This window comes from Mycobacterium sp., assembly GCF_029961025.1.
Lineage (GTDB): Bacteria > Actinomycetota > Actinomycetes > Mycobacteriales > Mycobacteriaceae > Mycobacterium.
Genome location: NZ_JASBVP010000015.1, coordinates 46,030 through 63,005 on the forward strand (window position 1 = coordinate 46,030; position 16,976 = coordinate 63,005).

At 68.6% G+C, this 16,976-nt stretch carries 16 protein-coding genes, 1 tRNA gene and 1 pseudogene; 10 read left to right on the forward strand and 8 right to left on the reverse strand.

The genetic code is table 11. The annotated features are described in order from the left end of the window. Positions 1-71 precede the first annotated feature (71 nt). A complete protein-coding gene (locus QJR12_RS15830) occupies positions 72-308 on the forward strand; it encodes a DUF167 domain-containing protein (protein ID WP_300584142.1) in 237 nt (78 codons plus the stop codon). On the opposite strand, the gene QJR12_RS15835 is transcribed toward QJR12_RS15830, so the two are convergent. Continuing rightward, complete coding sequence (locus QJR12_RS15835; RefSeq protein ID WP_300584144.1) at positions 305-931, reverse strand: ANTAR domain-containing response regulator; 627 nt, start codon at positions 929-931, stop codon at positions 305-307. The two genes, QJR12_RS15830 and QJR12_RS15835, sit on opposite strands and share 4 nt — an antisense overlap. Before the next feature lie 101 nt (positions 932-1,032). Between QJR12_RS15835 and QJR12_RS15840 the strand changes: the two genes are divergently transcribed. The 9 genes from QJR12_RS15840 (at position 1,033) to QJR12_RS15880 (ending at position 10,193) form a co-directional block, all read left to right on the forward strand. Continuing rightward, a tRNA-Leu gene (locus QJR12_RS15840) sits at positions 1,033-1,106 on the forward strand. Positions 1,107-1,119: 13 nt separating this feature from the next. Then, a complete protein-coding gene (locus QJR12_RS15845; protein WP_300584147.1) occupies positions 1,120-1,629 on the forward strand; it encodes a DUF488 domain-containing protein in 510 nt (169 codons plus the stop codon). Positions 1,630-1,710: 81 nt separating this feature from the next. Continuing rightward, positions 1,711-3,015 carry an adenylate/guanylate cyclase domain-containing protein gene (locus tag QJR12_RS15850; protein ID WP_300584269.1) on the forward strand — a complete coding sequence of 435 codons (1,305 nt, stop codon included), beginning with the start codon at positions 1,711-1,713 and terminating at the stop codon, positions 3,013-3,015. Between the two features lie 26 nt (positions 3,016-3,041). After that, complete coding sequence (locus tag QJR12_RS15855) at positions 3,042-3,638, forward strand: HdeD family acid-resistance protein (protein WP_300584149.1); 597 nt, start codon at positions 3,042-3,044, stop codon at positions 3,636-3,638. Positions 3,639-3,720: 82 nt separating this feature from the next. After that, positions 3,721-5,187: a cytochrome ubiquinol oxidase subunit I gene (locus QJR12_RS15860; RefSeq protein ID WP_300584151.1), complete on the forward strand. Its 1,467-nt coding sequence runs from the start codon at positions 3,721-3,723 to the stop codon at positions 5,185-5,187. A gap of 16 nt (positions 5,188-5,203) precedes the next feature. After that, the gene (gene cydB / locus QJR12_RS15865; protein WP_300584153.1) at positions 5,204-6,244 is read left to right on the forward strand and encodes a cytochrome d ubiquinol oxidase subunit II; all 1,041 of its coding nucleotides are present in this window, start codon (positions 5,204-5,206) and stop codon (positions 6,242-6,244) included. 53 nt (positions 6,245-6,297) lie between these two features. Then, on the forward strand, positions 6,298-7,908 hold the full coding sequence (gene cydD, locus QJR12_RS15870) for a thiol reductant ABC exporter subunit CydD (RefSeq protein WP_300584271.1): 1,611 nt from the start codon (positions 6,298-6,300) through the stop codon (positions 7,906-7,908). Next, positions 7,895-9,616, forward strand: a complete 1,722-nt coding sequence (gene cydC, locus QJR12_RS15875; RefSeq protein ID WP_300584155.1) for a thiol reductant ABC exporter subunit CydC — start codon at positions 7,895-7,897, stop codon at positions 9,614-9,616. Before cydD ends, cydC begins: the two co-directional genes overlap by 14 nt. Further along, positions 9,588-10,193: a DUF4190 domain-containing protein gene (locus QJR12_RS15880; protein WP_300584157.1), complete on the forward strand. Its 606-nt coding sequence runs from the start codon at positions 9,588-9,590 to the stop codon at positions 10,191-10,193. The genes cydC and QJR12_RS15880 overlap by 29 nt, the downstream gene beginning before the upstream one ends. 19 nt (positions 10,194-10,212) lie before the next feature. Here the strand turns inward: QJR12_RS15880 and QJR12_RS15885 are convergent. From QJR12_RS15885 to trpB, 7 genes and pseudogenes are all read right to left on the reverse strand, one after another. Then, positions 10,213-10,655, reverse strand: a pseudogene (locus QJR12_RS15885) (phosphatidylglycerol lysyltransferase domain-containing protein); the annotation flags it as partial. Further along, positions 10,652-11,533 carry an acyl-CoA thioesterase II gene (locus tag QJR12_RS15890; RefSeq protein WP_300584159.1) on the reverse strand — a complete coding sequence of 294 codons (882 nt, stop codon included), beginning with the start codon at positions 11,531-11,533 and terminating at the stop codon, positions 10,652-10,654. The gene QJR12_RS15890 and the pseudogene QJR12_RS15885, both read right to left, overlap by 4 nt. Before the next feature lie 67 nt (positions 11,534-11,600). Then, positions 11,601-13,016 (reverse strand): pyruvate kinase, encoded by a 1,416-nt coding sequence (gene pyk, locus QJR12_RS15895; RefSeq protein ID WP_300584161.1) that lies wholly within the window; start codon positions 13,014-13,016, stop codon positions 11,601-11,603. Positions 13,017-13,105: 89 nt separating this feature from the next. Beyond that, the gene (locus tag QJR12_RS15900; protein WP_366526319.1) at positions 13,106-13,459 is read right to left on the reverse strand and encodes a DUF2752 domain-containing protein; all 354 of its coding nucleotides are present in this window, start codon (positions 13,457-13,459) and stop codon (positions 13,106-13,108) included. Positions 13,460-13,621: 162 nt separating this feature from the next. Further along, complete coding sequence (lgt, locus tag QJR12_RS15905; RefSeq protein WP_300584164.1) at positions 13,622-14,878, reverse strand: prolipoprotein diacylglyceryl transferase; 1,257 nt, start codon at positions 14,876-14,878, stop codon at positions 13,622-13,624. Then, positions 14,875-15,696: a tryptophan synthase subunit alpha gene (trpA, locus tag QJR12_RS15910; RefSeq protein WP_300584273.1), complete on the reverse strand. Its 822-nt coding sequence runs from the start codon at positions 15,694-15,696 to the stop codon at positions 14,875-14,877. Before trpA ends, lgt begins: the two co-directional genes overlap by 4 nt. Continuing rightward, complete coding sequence (trpB, locus tag QJR12_RS15915; protein WP_300584165.1) at positions 15,696-16,964, reverse strand: tryptophan synthase subunit beta; 1,269 nt, start codon at positions 16,962-16,964, stop codon at positions 15,696-15,698. The genes trpA and trpB overlap by 1 nt, the downstream gene beginning before the upstream one ends. Positions 16,965-16,976 lie beyond the last annotated feature (12 nt).

Sequence of the window (16,976 nt, forward strand, 5' to 3'; positions counted from 1 at the left end):
TGCACAGCGGGCCGGCGTCGGACGCGGCGTCGGCCGGTGATCACGGCGGGCCCGATGAGGTGGTGGCGGTTATGGGACACACGAGAACCCTCGTGGTCACGGTCAAACCCGGGAGCCGTAAAGGACCGCTGGTGGAAATCGGCGCCGACGGCGCGCTGACGATCTACGTGCGCGAACCGGCCGCTGACGGCAGGGCCAACGCGGCCGTTATCCGGGTGCTGGCCGAACACCTGCGGGTGCCGCGCGCCCGGGTGGAACTGGTCTCCGGGATGACATCGCGCGTCAAGCGATTCCGCATCGCGGGTTAGCGTTCGCCCGGCGGCGCGTCCTGGGGGGTGCCGAGCGTGTCCAGCACCACTTCAGCCACCCGTTTCATGGTGGTGCGCCGGTCCATGGCCGCGCGCTGAATCCACTTGAACGCCTCCGGCTCGGTCATGCCCTGCTTGGTCTGCAGCAGGCCTTTGGCCCGTTCGACCAGCTTGCGGGTTTCCAGCCGCTCGGCGAGCGTCGCCACCTCGCGTTCCAGCGCGGTGATCTCGGCAAACCGGCTGACCGCCAGCTCGATGGCAGGAACCAGGTCGCTGATGGTGAACGGCTTTACCAGATAGGCCATCGCCCCCGCATCGCGGGCCCGCTCCACCAGATCGCGCTGGCTGAACGCGGTCAGCACGACGATCGGCGCGATGCGCTTGCGGGCGATCTCCGAAGCGGCATCGATCCCGTCCCGACGGGGCATCTTGACGTCCATGATCACCAGGTCGGGTTTGAGCCGGCCGGCCAAATCCACGGCCTCCTGCCCGTCGGCGGCTTCCCCGACGACGTCATAGCCCTCTTCCCGCAGCATCTCGGCCAGGTCCAGCCGGATGAGCGCCTCATCCTCGGCGATCAGCACCCGTCGGGAGGGGGCGGCGTCGGTCGGCGGGGCGGTCATGAGCACATTGTGGCAGTGGGCGGCAGCTCACGGCGACCCCGGGCCGCTGGGCGACCGGCGATCGCCAGCATCCTTTATGGTGGGAGGCCGGAGCCGATTGGGCCCTCGTATCCCAACTGGCAGAGGAACGGGACTCAAAACCCCGACAGTGTGGGTTCGAATCCCACCGAGGGCACGACGGTCAACCAATGCTTTTCACCATCGGCCACGGCGCGAAGACCGCCGCTGAACTCACCGCCCTGCTTCGCGAGCACGGCATCGACCTGGTGGTCGACGTGCGAAGCTTCCCGGGGTCACGGCGCAACCCCGACGTGTCCAAGCAGGCAATGCCGCACTGGCTGGGTGCGGCGGGGATCGGCTACCGCCACGAACCCGGGCTCGGTGGCCGCCGTCCACCGCCGGCCACCCCGGCACCGGGTGACCGGTGGTGGCGCAACCCGGCGTTCGCCAACTACGCCGCCCACACCCGCACCCCGGCTTTTCAGGATGCCTACCGGCGGCTGCTGCAGGACGCCGGCAGCTTTCGGGTGGCCATCATGTGCGGGGAGCCGTTGTGGTGGCGCTGCCACCGCCGGATGATCGCGGACCTGGCCGTCCGCGACGGCCACCCGGTGGCGCACATCATGCCCAACGGCACGCTGGTGCCGCACCGCCCGTCGCAGTGGCTGACCGACGGGCCGCCGGATCCCCCGACATGACGCGCCGACACCGTCGGGTCCACCGGTTAGGCTTTTGCCGTGGCCGCTGACGAGCGCGGTACCCCGTGCACGGCGGGTTCGCTGCCCGCGCGGGGCGGCATCGCGACGACACCGACGCGGCCCCGCGCCCGGATCGTCGCCGACAGCGCCGCACGCCGGCGGCGGGTGCTCAACGTCAGCGCCACGCTCGCGGCGGCGATAAGCGCCATCCTGATCGTCGTCGGCTTCTTTGCCCGGCCGGTGCTTTGGTGGGTTCAGGTGATCAGCCTGGTCGCCGCCGTGATCTTCGCGGTGGTGCCGCTGCTGCACCGGTTCGGGGAACTGGTCGGGCCGCTGACGTTTTTCGGCACCGCGTACGCGGCGATCTTCATCAACTGCGCGGCCCTGGGCACCGGCTCGGGTTTGCAGTTCTTTTTCCTGGTCGCGGCCTGTCTGGTGGTGTTGCTGCTGGGCATCGACCGGATCGGTCTGGCGGCGGCCCTGGCGGCCGTCGCCGCCGGTTTGGTGATCACCCTCGAATTCCTCGTCCCGCGCGACACCGGGCTTAAGCCTGCCTGGGTGCAGTCGCTGGGCTTCGTTTTGACCACCGTCTCCGCGTGCGTGATGGTGGTTGTCACGGTGTGGTACGCGCTGCGCGACGCCGCCCGCGCCGAAGCGGCCCGAGAGCGGGAATACCAACGATCCGAGGCGCTGCTGGCCAACATCATGCCGGCCAGCATCGCCGACCGGCTGAAAGACCCGACGCACGGCATTATCGCCGACCGGTACGACGAGGCCTCGGTGCTGTTCGCCGACATCGCCGATTTCACCGAGAAGGCGAGCGACATGGCCCCCGACACGCTGATCCGGTTCCTCGACCGGGTGTATAGCGCCTTCGACGCGCTGGTTGAGCGGCACGGCCTGGAGAAGATCAAAGTCAGCGGGGATTCCTACATGGTGGTCAGCGGGGTCCCCCACCCGCGGCCCGATCACCTCGAGGCGCTGGCCGCGCTGGCGCTCGACATGGCCGACGCCGCCGGCCGACTGCAGGACGCGGACGGCAACGGCCTGCCGCTGCGCATCGGCCTGGCCACCGGCCCGGTGGTCGCCGGGGTCGTGGGTTCGCGCCGGTTCTTTTATGACGTGTGGGGCGACGCGGTCAACGTCGCATCCCGGATGCAGGCCACCGATTCGATCGGGCGGATTCACGTGCCCGAGGCCGTCTACGAACGGCTGAAAAACGACTTCGTGCTGCAAGAGCGGGGCGCCGTGCAGGTCAAGGGAAAAGGCGTGATGCGCACCTGGTACCTGGTCGGCCGCAAAGACGACACCGGTTGGGCCGGACCGCTTGCGGCAGCGCCCAACGACGCGTCCCGCCAGCGAGCCGCCGGGAACCGGGCGCGCTGACCCGAGGTATGTGGGACACTGGGTTCATGGAAACCCAGGCGGTCCCAATCTTGTTGCCGCACCTGTGGAAGTCCACCCTGGTCTCGGGCTTTCTGGCGCTGGCCTTGGGTATTGCGGTAGTGGTTTGGCCGGGGAAATCTATCCTGGTCGCTGCCATCGTTTTCGGCGCCTACCTGCTGATCACCGGCATCGCGCAGGTCGTTTTCGCCTTCGCCCTGCGGGTGTCCACCGGCGGGCGGGTGCTGCTGCTCATCAGCGGGGCGGCATCGCTGATTTTGGCGCTGCTGTGCTTTCGCAGTCTTGCTAACTCCGTTCTGCTGTTGGCGATTTGGATTGGCGTCGGATTCATCTTTCGCGGCGTGGCAACGTCGGTGTCCGCCATCGGCGACGCTGCGCTCCCGGGCCGCGGCTGGGCGATTTTCCTCGGTGTGATCAGCCTGTTAGCCGGCATCGTCATGCTGGCTTCGCCGTTCACCTCGTTGGAGATACTGACGCTGGTCGTCGGCATCTGGCTCGTCGTCATCGGGGTATTCGAGGTGGTGTCGGGGTTTGGCATGCGCACCGCGATCAAGGCGATCACCGGTGCGGTGCCGGAAGCCGCGTCGAAAGAAGCCCCGGCGTGACCGGCCCGCCGGGGTGCCGGAGCTATTTACTACATTATGTCGTAGTACTATGTGGTAGCACCGCGTCCCTGGGAGATGGCAGATGAACGTCGTCGACATGTCACGGTGGCAGTTCGGTATCACCACCGTCTACCACTTCATCTTCGTGCCGCTCACCATGGGCTTGGCCCCGATCCTGGCGGTGATGCAGACCGTGTGGATGGTCACCGGCAACACCGCTTGGTATCGCCTCACCAAGTTCTTCGGCAAACTGTTTTTGATCAACTTCGCGATCGGGGTGGCGACCGGGATCGTGCAGGAGTTCCAGTTCGGGATGAACTGGAGCGAGTACTCCCGCTTCGTCGGGGACATTTTCGGGGCCCCGCTGGCGTTCGAAGGGTTGATCGCGTTCTTCTTCGAATCGACGTTCATCGGGCTGTGGATCTTCGGCTGGGGCCGGCTGCCCCGGTGGCTGCACCTGGCCACCATCTGGATCGTGGCGATCGGGGTGGAATCGTCCGCGTTTTTCATCATCACCGCCAACGCCTTCATGCAGCACCCGGTCGGCGCCCGCTTCAACCCGCGCACCGGCCGCGCCGAACTGACCGACTTCGGCGCCCTGTTGACCAACAACACCGCCATCTGGGCGTTTTTGCACACCGTCACCGCGTCGTTGCTCACCGCCGGCACGTTCGTCGCCGGGGTGTCGGCCTGGTTGATGGTCCGCGAGCACAAGCACGCCGCCGACGCGGCCGAGCAGGCCCGCAGCATGTTCCGACCGGCCACCATCGCCAGCAGCGTTCTGGTTCTCCTGACGGCGGTGGTGTTGCTGTACCCCACCGGGGACACTCAGGGCAAACTGATGTTTCGCCAGCAGCCGATGAAAATGGCGTCGGCCGAATCGTTGTGCCACACCGAAACCGATCCGAGCTTTTCGATCCTGACCATCGGCACGCACAACAACTGCGAAAGTGTCACCCGCGTCGTCACGGCCCTCTACGTGCTGCCGTTTCTCGCCGAAGGCAAGTTCAGCGGCGTCACCCTGCAGGGTGTGGAAGATCTGCAGCGGCAGTATCAGAGCCGTTTCGGGCCCGGCGATTACCGGCCCAACCTGTTCGTGACCTATTGGTCGTTTCGGATCATGATCGGCTTGCTGGCGATCCCGGTGCTCTTCGCGTTGGCGGCGCTGTGGGTCACCCGCCGGGGCCGGGTTCCCGATCAGCGGTGGCTGGGGCGATTGGGTGTGCTCAGCATTCCCACACCGTTTCTGGCGTGTGAAGCGGGGTGGGTGTTCACCGAGATGGGCCGCCAGCCGTGGGTGGTCGCGCCCAACCCGACCGGCGACCAGGCGGTGCGCCTCACCGTAAACGGCGGGGTCTCCCCTGTCACCTCGTCGACGGTGATGACATCTTTGGTGGTCTTCACCCTCGTCTACGGGGTGCTGGCGGTGCTGTGGTTCTTCCTGATCCGCCGCTACGTACTGGAGGGTCCGCAAGAACACGACGCCGAGCCGGCGCCGCCGCGGCCGCCGGGCGAGGCCGAGGTCGCGCCACTGTCGTTCGCCTACTGAAAGGGGTTGACTCGCAGTGGGATTGCAACAGCTGTGGTTCGTGATCATCGCGGCGATGTTTTTGGGGTTTTTGATCCTCGAGGGCTTCGACTTCGGCGTCGGGATGCTGATGGCGCCGGTCGGAATGGTCGGGCCGGGCGATCCCGAGGCCAACCGCCGCGCCCTGCTTAACACCATCGGTCCGGTGTGGGACGGCAATGAGGTGTGGTTAATCACCGCGGGTGCGGCGATGTTCGCGGCGTTTCCGAACTGGTATGCGGCGCTGTTCTCGGCGTTGTATCTCCCGCTGCTGGCGATCCTGTTCGGGATGATCGTGCGCTCGGTCGCAATCGAGTGGCGCGGCAAGATCGACGACCCGAAATGGCGGGCCTGGGCCGACTTCGGCATCGCGGCCGGATCCTGGCTGCCCGCGGTGCTGTGGGGTGTGGCGTTCGCGATCCTGGTGCGCGGGCTGCCGATCGACGCAGCGCACCGGGTGCACCCGGGGATCGGCGATGTGCTCAACGCCTACACACTGCTCGGCGGGCTGGCGACGGCGGCGCTGTTTTTGTTCTATGGCGCGGTGTTCAGCGCGCTGAAAACCGGGGGATCGGTGCGCGACACCGCGTTTCGGTTCGCGCGGTGGCTCTCCGCGCCGGCTGTGGTGCTGGCGGGCAGCTTCGGGCTGTGGACCCAACTGGGCTACGGCAAGCCCTGGACATGGCCGGCGCTGGGCGTCGCGGTCCTCGCGCTGCTCACCGCTGTGATGCTGATGCGCGTCCAAGGCCGCGAGGGCGCAGCGTTTTTCGCGATGACGGTGGTGATCGCCGGGGTGGCAGTGCTGCTCTTCGGCTCACTGTACCCGAATCTGCTGCCGTCGACCCTCAACCCGGCCTGGGGTGTGACGATCTACAACGGCTCGTCGACCGGCTACACCCTGAAGATCATGACGTGGGCGTCGCTCACCTTGGTTCCCCTTGTCATTGCCTATCAAGGGTGGACGTATTGGGTTTTCCGGCAGCGGATCTCGGCCGAGAACATCCCCCCGTCGATCGGTCTGGCGAGGCACGTGTCCTGAGCCGAAACCGCCGAGCCCCCCTCGATCCACGGCTGTGGCGAGCGTCGAGCACGCTGCGCCGTTTCCTGGCCGCCACGGTGGCCTGCGGTGCGGTGATCTCGGGTTGTGCCGTCGCGTCGGCGATCGTGTTGGCGCACATGGTCGCCGGCGTCATCACCGATCCGTCCCGGCGCAGCCTGCACTTTTGGCTGTGGCCACTGTCAATGCTGCTGATACTGTGGGGAATTCGCACCGCGACCCGTTGGATTCAGGCGCGCCTGGGCCAGCGGGGCGCCAGCGCGGCGATCGCCGAGCTCACCGCTCAAGTGCTGACGGCGGTGACGGCCCGAGAACCCCGCACGCTGGTCGCCCAGCGCGATCTCGCCGCCGCGGTGGTGACGCGTGGCCTCGACGGGTTGCGTCCCTACTTCACCACATACCTGCCGTCATTGCTGCTGGCCGCGATCCTGACTCCGGCTACGGTCGCCGTGATCGCGGTCTATGACGTGAAATCGGCTGCGATCGCGGTGATCACGCTTCCGTTGATACCGATATTCATGGTGCTGATCGGTCTGGCAACCGCCGAACGGTCGGCGGGCGCGCTGGCGGCGATGACCACACTGCAGGCCCGGCTGCTGGATCTGATCGCCGGACTGCCGACGCTGCGGGCGCTCGGGCGCGCCAGCGGGCCTGAGCACCGCATCGCGGAACTGGCTGGCGCCCATCGCCGCTCGACGATGGCGGCGCTGCGGATTGCGTTTCTGTCGGCCCTGGTGCTCGAGCTGCTGGCCACCTTGGGTGTGGCCCTGATTGCGGTCGGAATCGGCCTGCGCCTGGTGTTCGGCGGGATGACCCTGGCGACCGGGTTGACGGTGTTGTTGCTGGCGCCGGACGTGTACTGGCCGCTACGGCGGATCGGTGTGGAATTCCATGCCGCCGAGGATGGGAGAGCCGCGGCCGACCAAGCCCTCGCGCTCATCGACACCCCGACGCCGGCAAGGCGGGGACGGTTGACGGTATCCGCGCGGGGCGCGGTGATCCACCTCGAGCGACTGACCGTCGAGGGCCGCGACGGGCCCTCGCCGCGCGATCTCACCGCGGTGATCGAACCGGGCCGGGTGACCGTGCTGACCGGGCCGAACGGCGCGGGGAAAAGCACGGCCCTGCAGGCGATCGCGGGACTGACCACGCCGTCCTCGGGGCGCATCAGCGTGGCCGGGGTGGATGTCGCCGATCTTGACCCGGCCGCCTGGTGGCGGCAGCTGTCCTGGCTGCCGCAGCGCCCGATGCTGATCCCGGGTTCCGTCGCCGCCAATCTGAGGTTGTTCGGCGACCTCGTCGACATCGACGCCGCGTGCGCGGCATCGGGATTCGACTCCGTGCTGAAGGAGCTGCCCGACGGGCTGCATACCGCCCTCGGGCGCGGCGGCGCCGGACTCTCGCTGGGTCAGCGGCAACGGCTCGGCCTGGCCCGTGCCCTGGGATCGCCCGCCCCGGTGCTGCTGCTCGACGAGCCGACCGCCCACCTGGACGCCGCGACCGAGGATCGGGTGCTGCGGGCCATCGTGGCGCGGGCACGCGCCGGCGCCACCGTGGTGGTCGTCGGTCATCGCCCCCGCGTCCTGGCGATCGGTGACCACGTCGTCGAGGTGGTCGGAGGGGAAGCGCGTCATGCGCCGGTCTGATCCGCTGCTGATGGCGTTGCGCCTGCTGCGACCGCGGTTACCCCGATTCCTGCTTGCGCTCTCGCTGGGGGCGGCGTCGCTGGCCAGCGCGCTGGCGCTCGCCGGGGTGTCGGCCTGGCTGATCACCCGCGCCTGGCAAATGCCTCCGGTGCTGGATCTGACGATCGCGGCCGTCACGGTCCGGGCGTTGGCGATTTCCCGTGGCGTGCTGCACTATTGGGAGCGACTGGCCGCCCACGACACCGCGCTGCGCGGGGCGGGCGCGGCCCGCGCCGGGATCTATCACCGGCTCGCGCACGGACCCGCCGACGCCGCGGTCCGCCTGCACAGCGGCGAACTGCTCACGCGGGTCGGCGCGGACGTCGACGAGCTGGCCAATGTGTTGGTGCGCGCGTTGTTGCCGATCGGTGTGGCGGCCGTGCTGGCGCTGGCGGCGACCGCGGTCATCGCCGCGATCTCACCGTCGGCAGCGGGGGTGTTGGCGGTTTGCCTGCTCATCGCCGGCGGGTTGTCGCCCTGGCTGGCCGCCCGCGCCGCCGCCGCCCAGGAAGCGCTCGCCCGTCACCATCATTCCGCTCGTGACGTGGCCACGATGATCGCGCTGGAGCACGCGCCCGAACTGCGTGTCGGTGGCACCCTGGCCGCTCTCGTCGCCGAGTCGCAACACCGCCACCGGGAGTGGGGCTTCGCGGTCGACGCCGCCGCGCGGCCGGCTGCCATCGCCGAGGCGATGCCCACCGCAGCGGTCGGCGTCAGCGTGCTCGGCGCGGTCGTGGCCGGAATCGGGCTGGCCTCCGCGGTCGCACCCACCACCCTGGCGGTGCTGATGCTGCTGCCGCTGTCCGCGTTCGAGTCGACGGTGCCGTTGCCGGCCGCCGCCGTGCAGCTGACCCGCTCACGAATCGCGGCGCGCCGACTGCTCGGCCTCACCGGCCCCGAGCCGACGGTCCCCGCCCCCCCGGCCGAGACCGCCACGGCACCGGCACCGCCCCGCCCGACCGGGCGGCTGCGCGCCGACGTGTGCACCCGTCATCCGGAGAACCGGGTGGCAATCGATCTGGCGCCGGGCGCCAGGCTGGCGGTCACCGGCGCCAGCGGCTCGGGCAAGACGACGCTGCTGATGACACTCGCCGGCCTGCTGGCGCCGCAACACGGCCGGGTCCTGCTGGACGGGGTTCCCATAAACCTGCTCAACGAAAGCGAGTTACGTCAAGCGATAACTTTTTTCGCTGAAGATGCGCACATCTTCGCCACCACCGTGCGGGACAACCTGTTGGTCGCTCGCGGGGACTGCCGCGATGACGAGCTGACGGCGGCGCTGCGCCGGGTCGGCCTCGGCCGGTGGCTGGGCGGTCTGCCCGAAGGGCTCGACACCGTGTTGACCGGTGGGGCGCAGGCCCTCTCGGCGGGTCAGCGCCGACGCCTGCTGTTGGCCCGCGCGGTGATCTCACCGGCACGGATCGTCTTGCTCGACGAGCCGGCCGAGCACCTGGACGCGGCCGATGCGCAGGGTGTGCTGCGCGCCCTGCTGGACCCGCACGGCGGACTGTTGGCCCCGGAGCGCACGGTTGTGGTGGCCACTCATCAGCTGCCCGCCGACATCGGATGTTCGCACCTACGAGTCGGTCCGCCCGGGTACGCTGACCTTCGATCCGCCGGCACCGATGGGAGCGCGAGTCATGACGACACCCGCGGGCACACCCGCTGATAGGCCTTCCGACGGGTCGGCGAGTAAACCCGAAATCCCCACGAATCCACCGGAAACCCCGCCGTCACCGCCCTACCTGCAGTCCGGCGGGTACTCCCCGCAGCCCTACCCGTACGCGCCGGCCCCCTATCCCGGGGGCTCGCCCCCACCCTCGTGGCAACCCTATCCCGGCTCTTTTCCGCCACCGGTCGCCCCGAAAAACGGGCTGGGCATCGCATCGCTGGTGCTGGCGATCGTCGCGCTGATGCTGGTGTGGTCGGTGCTCGGCGGTGTCCTGGTGGGCGCCACCGCGGCGGTCGTCGGGCTCGCCGCGCGCAGACGGGTCAGGCGCGGTGAAGCCACCAACGGCGGGGTTGCCGTTGCGGGGGTCGTGCTGGGCATCGTCGCGATCGTCGTCGGTGTGATCTTCGTCCCGATCTGGATGGGCCTGTGGCACGAAGCCGGCGGAGGAGACTACCTCACCTGCTTGCAGAAGGCCGGCTCGGACAGCGTCAAACAGCAGCGGTGCGTGGAGCGGTTCCGGGAACGCATCCAGGAGAAATTCAGCATCACACCGGCTCCCACACCGTCGCCGTAGCCGTAGCCGTCCGCGGGCCTTAGAGCCGGCGCCGACGCGGCAGGAACTCCAGCGACAACAGCACATAGGCCCCGATTCCCGGCGCCGAACAGTTCCGGGAAGGCCGCGAACGCCAGGGATACCCGTTGCACGCCAGCATCTTTGGCCGCTGCCACCATGTCGGTGCTAAGCCGTTCGTCGATGCCGTTGGGGGCTCCGCGGCGGTTCCGGGGGGCGTCCAGGGTGATGTCGCTGCCGCCACCGGCGGTCGCGTCGCGCTGAAAGCCGGCGCAGCGGCCGGCCGATGACCTCCCGGTCGCTCCACAACCCCAGCCGCCGCTCGCTGCGGGCCAGCAGCACGATCCGCCAGCCGCGGACGCGACACATGGCGGCGAAATCGGCGACCCGCTGCGGAAACTGCGTCTCGCCGCCGATCGGATCGCCGCTGACCACCGCATACCTGGTGCGCGTCCGGACGGCTATCGGCCAGGCCCCGGGAAGTACTTCACGACACCTTCCTGCACCACGGTCGCAACGAGCCGGCCGCACCGGTCGAAGAAATGCCCGGTGCCCAGCCCGCGCGAATCGGCGGCCACCGGTGACGACGTCGAATACAGCACCCAATCGCCGAAGTCGACCGGCCGGTGAAACCACACCGAGTGGTTGGTGGTCGCGGCGAAAATCCGGTCAACCCCCCACGACAGCCCGTGGGTGGTGATCACCGAGTCCAGCACCGTGGTGTCCGAGCAGTACACCATCGCCGCGGTGTGCAGCACCGGGTCGTCGGGCAGCACACCGCCCGCCTTGACCCAGACCCGGTTGAACGTCAGCCGCTCGCCTTTGGCGCGCATCACCCACGTGGGGTCGTTGGTGTAGCGCCAATCGATCGGCTGCAGCGCGTTGACGAAGAGCGGAACGGTGTCCTCGTAGCCGCGCAGCAGTTCGGTGACCGGCGGCAGGGTGTCCGGTGGGGCGACCTCGGGCGGATCGATTCCGTGCTCGAGGCTGCGGCCGCCGGAGAGATACGAGATCATCGCCGACGCCAGCAGCGTGCCGTCCTGTGTCGCGTCCACTCGCCGGTTGGCAAAGCGGCGCTCGTCGCGCAGCCGGGTCACCCGGAATTCGATGTCCTTGGCGGTGTCGCCGCCGTTGATGAAGTGCACCGACAGCGCGGTGGGCGGCAGGTCGCGGGTCAGGGTGCGGCTGGCCGCGACGAACGATTGCGCCATCAGCTGGCCGCCGAACGTCCGCGGCGGATTCTTGCTTGGATGCGAGCCGATGAACAAGTCGTCGGCGATCGGGCTGAGGTCCAGGACCGCCAGCAGTTGCTCGAAGTCAGACGCCGTGTGTTTCTCCCTCATCGCTGGCTGCACCGGCCCTCTCCGCGAGACGGGCCGGTCGTGCGTCGGCCCCGCGCCGGATCGCGGATTAGACGTCCTCCTCACCGATGCGGTGCACATGGATCAGGTTAGTTGAGCCTACTGTGCCCGGCGGCGCGCCCGCGACGATCACCACCAGGTCCCCTCGTTGGTAGCGGCCGAGTTGCAGCAGCGCCTTATCGACCTCCCGGATCATGCCGTCGGTGGAATTCTGGTGCGGGACGATGAACGTTTCGGTGCCCCAGGTCAAGGCCAGTTGGCTGCGGATCTCGGGCAGATCGGTGAAGGCCAGCAACGGCAGCGGGGTGTGCAACCTGGCCAGGCGCCGCACGGTGTCGCCGGACTGGGTGAACGCGACCAGGGCCTTGGCGTCCAGCCGCTCGCCGATGTCCCGGGCGGCATAGGAGAGCACTCCCCGCTTGGTGCGGGGGATGTGCGTCAGCGGCGGTGCCGCCGTCGAATTCTCCTCCACCGCACACACGATCCGCGACATCGTCCGCACCGCCGCCAGCGGATACTTCCCGACGGCGGTTTCCCCGGACAGCATCAGCGCGTCGGCACCGTCGAGCACCGCGTTCGCGACGTCGGACGCCTCGGCCCGGGTGGGCCGCGGGTTGTCAATCATCGAATCGAGCATTTGGGTTGCGACAATCACCGGCTTAGCGTTCTCCCGGGCGATCTGGATGGCCCGTTTTTGCACCAGCGGGACCTCCTCCAACGGCAGCTCCACCCCCAGGTCGCCGCGGGCCACCATCACGGCGTCGAACGCCAGCACCACCGCCTCCAGGTTGTCGACGGCTTCCGGTTTCTCCAGCTTGGCGATCACCGGCACCCGCCGTCCGATCCGGTCCATCTGCTCGTGGACCAGCTCGATGTCGGACGGCGAGCGCACGAAAGACAGCGCCACCATGTCCACACCGAGGTCGAGCGCAAACCGGAGATCCTCGATGTCTTTGTCCGACAGGGGGGGAGCGGACACGTTCATCCCGGGCAGCGACATCCCCTTGTTGTTGCTCACCACGCCGCCCTCGGTGACGGTACACACCACGTCGTCGCCGTCGATGTCTTTGACGACCAGTCCGATGTTGCCGTCGTCGACCAAAACGCGGTCCCCGCAGGCCGCGTCCCTGGTCAGCTGCTTGTAGGTGGTCGACACCCGATCATGGTCGCCTTCACAGTCGGCAACGGTGATACGCACCGTTTCGCCTTCGGCCCAATAGGTGGACCCCCCGCGGAAGCGCCCCAGCCTGATCTTGGGGCCCTGCAAGTCGGCCAGTATCCCCACCGCGCGGCCGGTGGCATCCGAGGCGGCCCGTACCCGCTCGTAGGCCGCCTTGTGTTCCTGGTAGTCGCTGTGGCTGAAATTGAGTCGGGCAACGTCCATCCCGGCCTCGACCAGCGCCCGAACCATCTCGTCGGTGTTGCTGGCGGGGCCGAGAGTGCAAACGATCTTCCCGCGCCTCACGCCGCCAGCATAGCCGCGCCCGATCACCGTCTCGACCGCTGTGAATTCGGTCTCACATTGCGGTTCGCGGGCGCGGCTTTCCCGTGCGGCTATCCGCCGAGAGTGGTCGGAACCAGCGGAAAACCGGGGAGGTTACGCAGCACCGTCCAGGCGATCGCCGCCACCGCGAGGGTCACGATCACCGGCGCCGGCAGGGCCGGTTGGTCGCGGCGACGGCGCAGCAGCAGCCAGGACGCCAGCGCCGGGATGCCGACAAGCAAAACCACGTTGTCGCTCACGGCGGCCGCAAGGTGGCCGTGCAGCAGGTCGTGCACCATCCGCAACCCCCCGCAGGTGGGGCAGTTCCAGCCGGTGAGCAGCCGGAACGGGCATGGCGGGTACACGGCGTGACGATCGTGGGGGTCGACGAATCCGAGGTAACCGAGCGCACCGGCCAGCACCAATCCCGCGATCACCCACCCGCCCCGGCACGGCGGATCGGATCGCGTCGCGTTGCGGGCGGCCCCGGGGATCACGTCCCCGTCCGGTCAGGATGTTCGGTCACGCTGTTCAGGATGCCAGAACGGCTAAAGACGGCGCGCGTTCGTTTGACGATTGACCGGACGTCAACGCCGACGGCCGCCCAATCGGCTCCACCAGCGCCGGCGGCCGGCATCGCCGAGCGAGCCGACGTCGCTCTCATCGACGGGTTGTGCCGCCTCGGGCGCTACCGTCGCGGGTGCGGCCCCACCCTCGGGGGCTGCCTCGTCGGCTTCCGCCGAGGCGGCCTGGATGTCATCGCCTTGAGCGGCTGGCGCCTCGGCCGGCGACTCCCCCGGGGTTTCCGGCGCCTCCTCTTCCGCGGGACCAGCCTCGGTCTCGGTAGCGTCGGTGGTGACGTCAACCGGCTCGCCGTCGTCACGGTCGGCGACCATGACCGCCGCGGTCGCACCGGACGCCGGCGCGGCGGCTGCGGCCTGCGCCACCGGCTCGGGGACCGCGGGTGCCTCGGCACGACGGGCACCGCGCAGGGTCGCCGGGTCCTCGCGGCCCCGCGGGGCCAGGATGAAGTAGACGACCGCGCCGATGAACACGAACGTCGAGGTGAAGGAATTGATCCGGATCCCGGCGATGTGGGTGGCGGGATCGGCACGCAGCAGCTCGATCCAAAACCGTCCGACGCAGTAACCGCCGACATAGAGCGCGAACAAGCGGCCGTGGCCGATCGTGAACCGCCGGTCCGCATAGATCAGCAAGGCAAAAACCAAAACGTCCCACAGCAATTCGTAGAGAAACGTCGGTTGCACGACGAGCGCCACCTGCCCGGTGGAGACGCCATCGAGGGAATGCACGTCCACGTATCCGTCGGGGTCGCGGCGGTAGAACACCTCCATGCCCCACGGCAGCGTGGTTTCCCGGCCGTAGAGCTCCTGGTTGAAATAGTTTCCCAGCCGGCCGATGGCCTGCGCCAGCACAATGCCCGGGGCCGCGGCGTCGGCGAAAGCCGCAAACGGGATGCCACGACGCCGGCAAGCGATCCACGCGCCGACACCGCCGAGGGCTATCGCGCCCCAAATGCCCAGGCCGCCGTCCCAGATGCGCAGCGCGGCGCCCAGCCCGACACCGCCGCTACCGAAATAGGTTCGCCAATCGGTGATGAGGTGATACAGCCGCCCGCCCACAAGCCCACAAGGAACCGCCCACAGCGCGATGTCGTAAATCGCGCCGTGTTCGCCTCCACGGTTTTCCCAGCGACGGTCGCCGATCACCAGCGCGACCACGATGCCGACGATGATGCACAGCGCGTAGGCACGAATCGGTATCGGCCCGAGGTGCCAGACCCCGCGCGGCGGGCTGGGGAAATAGCCGGGCAGACTGGTCATAGCGTGGAGATCCTTTGGCGCACACCGGCAGCGAGTTCCCCGGCCAGCTTACGCAGCTCGGGCAGGCCGGCGGCCAAAGCCGACACTAGCGCCGATCCCACGATGACGCCATCGGCGTAGGCCCCGATCTGGGCGGCCTGGTCTCGCGAGCGCACCCCTAACCCCACGCCCACCGGGATGTCGGACACCGCCTTCACCCGGCGCACCAGTTCGGGCGCCGCGCGCGACACCGCGTCACGGGCACCCGTGACACCCATCGTCGATGCCGCGTAGACGAACCCCCGCGACGCCTCGACCGTCATCGCCAGCCGCTGCGGGGTCGATGACGGCGCCACCAAAAAGATGCGGTCCAGCCCGTGCCGCTCGGATGCGGCCATCCATTCGTCGGCCTCATCGGGAATGAGATCGGGCGTGATCACGCCCTGGCCGCCGGCCGCCGCGAGGTCTCGGGCGAACGCATCAACCCCGTAGCGCAGCACCGGATTCCAGTAGGTCATCACCACGGCTCGGCCGCCGGCGGCGCTGATCGCCTCGACCGCGGCGACCGAGTCGCGCACCCGCACCCCGCCGCGAAGCGCGGCCGCGGATGCCCTGGCGATGGTCGGGCCGTCCATGCTCGGATCCGAGTAGGGCACACCGACTTCAACGATGTCGCAACCGGATTCGATGAGGGTTTTCATCGCGTCCACGGAGGTCCGCACGTCGGGGAACCCGGTGGGCAGGTAACCGATCAACGCCGCCCGGCCGTCCCGCCGACAGGAGTCGAAAAGCGGTGCCAGTCTGCTCATTTGGCTCATTCGGCTTTGGCCGGCAGTCATCATCCGCCACTGCCCCGATCCTCGAGCAGGCCGAACCACTTGGCAGCGGTCTCCACGTCCTTGTCGCCGCGGCCGGAGAGGTTCACCACGATGACCGCATCCCGGCCCAGCTCGCATCCCAGCCTCAGGGCCCCGGCCAGCGCGTGCGCGGATTCGATGGCCGGAATAATGCCTTCGGTGCGACACAGCACGCCGAACGCCGCCATCGCCTCGGCGTCGGTGACGGGCTGGTACTCCGCCCGCCCGGTCTCTTTGAGCCAGGCGTGTTCCGGGCCCACACCGGGGTAGTCCAGGCCCGCCGAGATCGAATGGGATTCGATGGTCTGCCCGTCCTCATCCTGGAGCAGGTAGGAAAACGATCCCTGGAATACCCCCGGAGAACCGCCGGTGAACGTGGCGGCATGCCGGCCGGTCTGCACGCCATCCCCCGCTGCCTCGAACCCCACCAGCCGGACACCGTGATCGTCGAGGAAGGCGTGGAAAATCCCGATCGCGTTGGATCCCCCGCCGACGCAGGCCACGACCGCGTCGGGCAGCCGGCCCGCCTGATCTAGGATTTGCGCGCGCGCCTCCAGGCCGATGATCCGCTGAAAATCCCGCACCATCATCGGGAACGGATGCGGGCCGGCCGCGGTGCCGAAGCAGTAATACGTGGTGTCGGCGTTGGTGACCCAGTCGCGGAATGCTTCGTTGATCGCATCCTTGAGCGTTTTGGAGCCGGAGTCGACCGAGACGACCTGCGCACCCAGCAGCCGCATCCGCGCCACGTTGAGCGCCTGGCGCTCGGTGTCGACGGCACCCATGTAGATCACACAGTCCAGGCCCAGCAACGCGCACGCGGTGGCGGTGGCCACCCCGTGCTGACCGGCGCCGGTCTCGGCGATCACCCGGGTCTTGCCCATCCGGCGGGCCAGCAGGGCCTGCCCGAGCACGTTGTTGATCTTGTGAGAACCGGTGTGGTTCAGGTCTTCTCGCTTGAGGAAGATCCGTGCCCCACCGGCGTGCTCACGCAGGCGTGCGGCCTCGTACAGCGGGGACGGCCGGCCGGCGTAGTTGGCCTGCAGGGTATCGAGAAGCTCCAGGAACCCGTGATCGGTGCGCGCTTTCTCATAGGCGGCGGTGACCTCCTCGATTACCGCCATCAACGCCTCGGCGACATAGCGACCGCCGTACCCGCCGAAATGACCGTGTGCGTCGGGTTCGTGGCGGGTGGGTTCGGCCACGGCCGCACTCGGGCGTGGCAGATCCGGGCCGCGGTGTGGCATCATCACGAGGCTTTA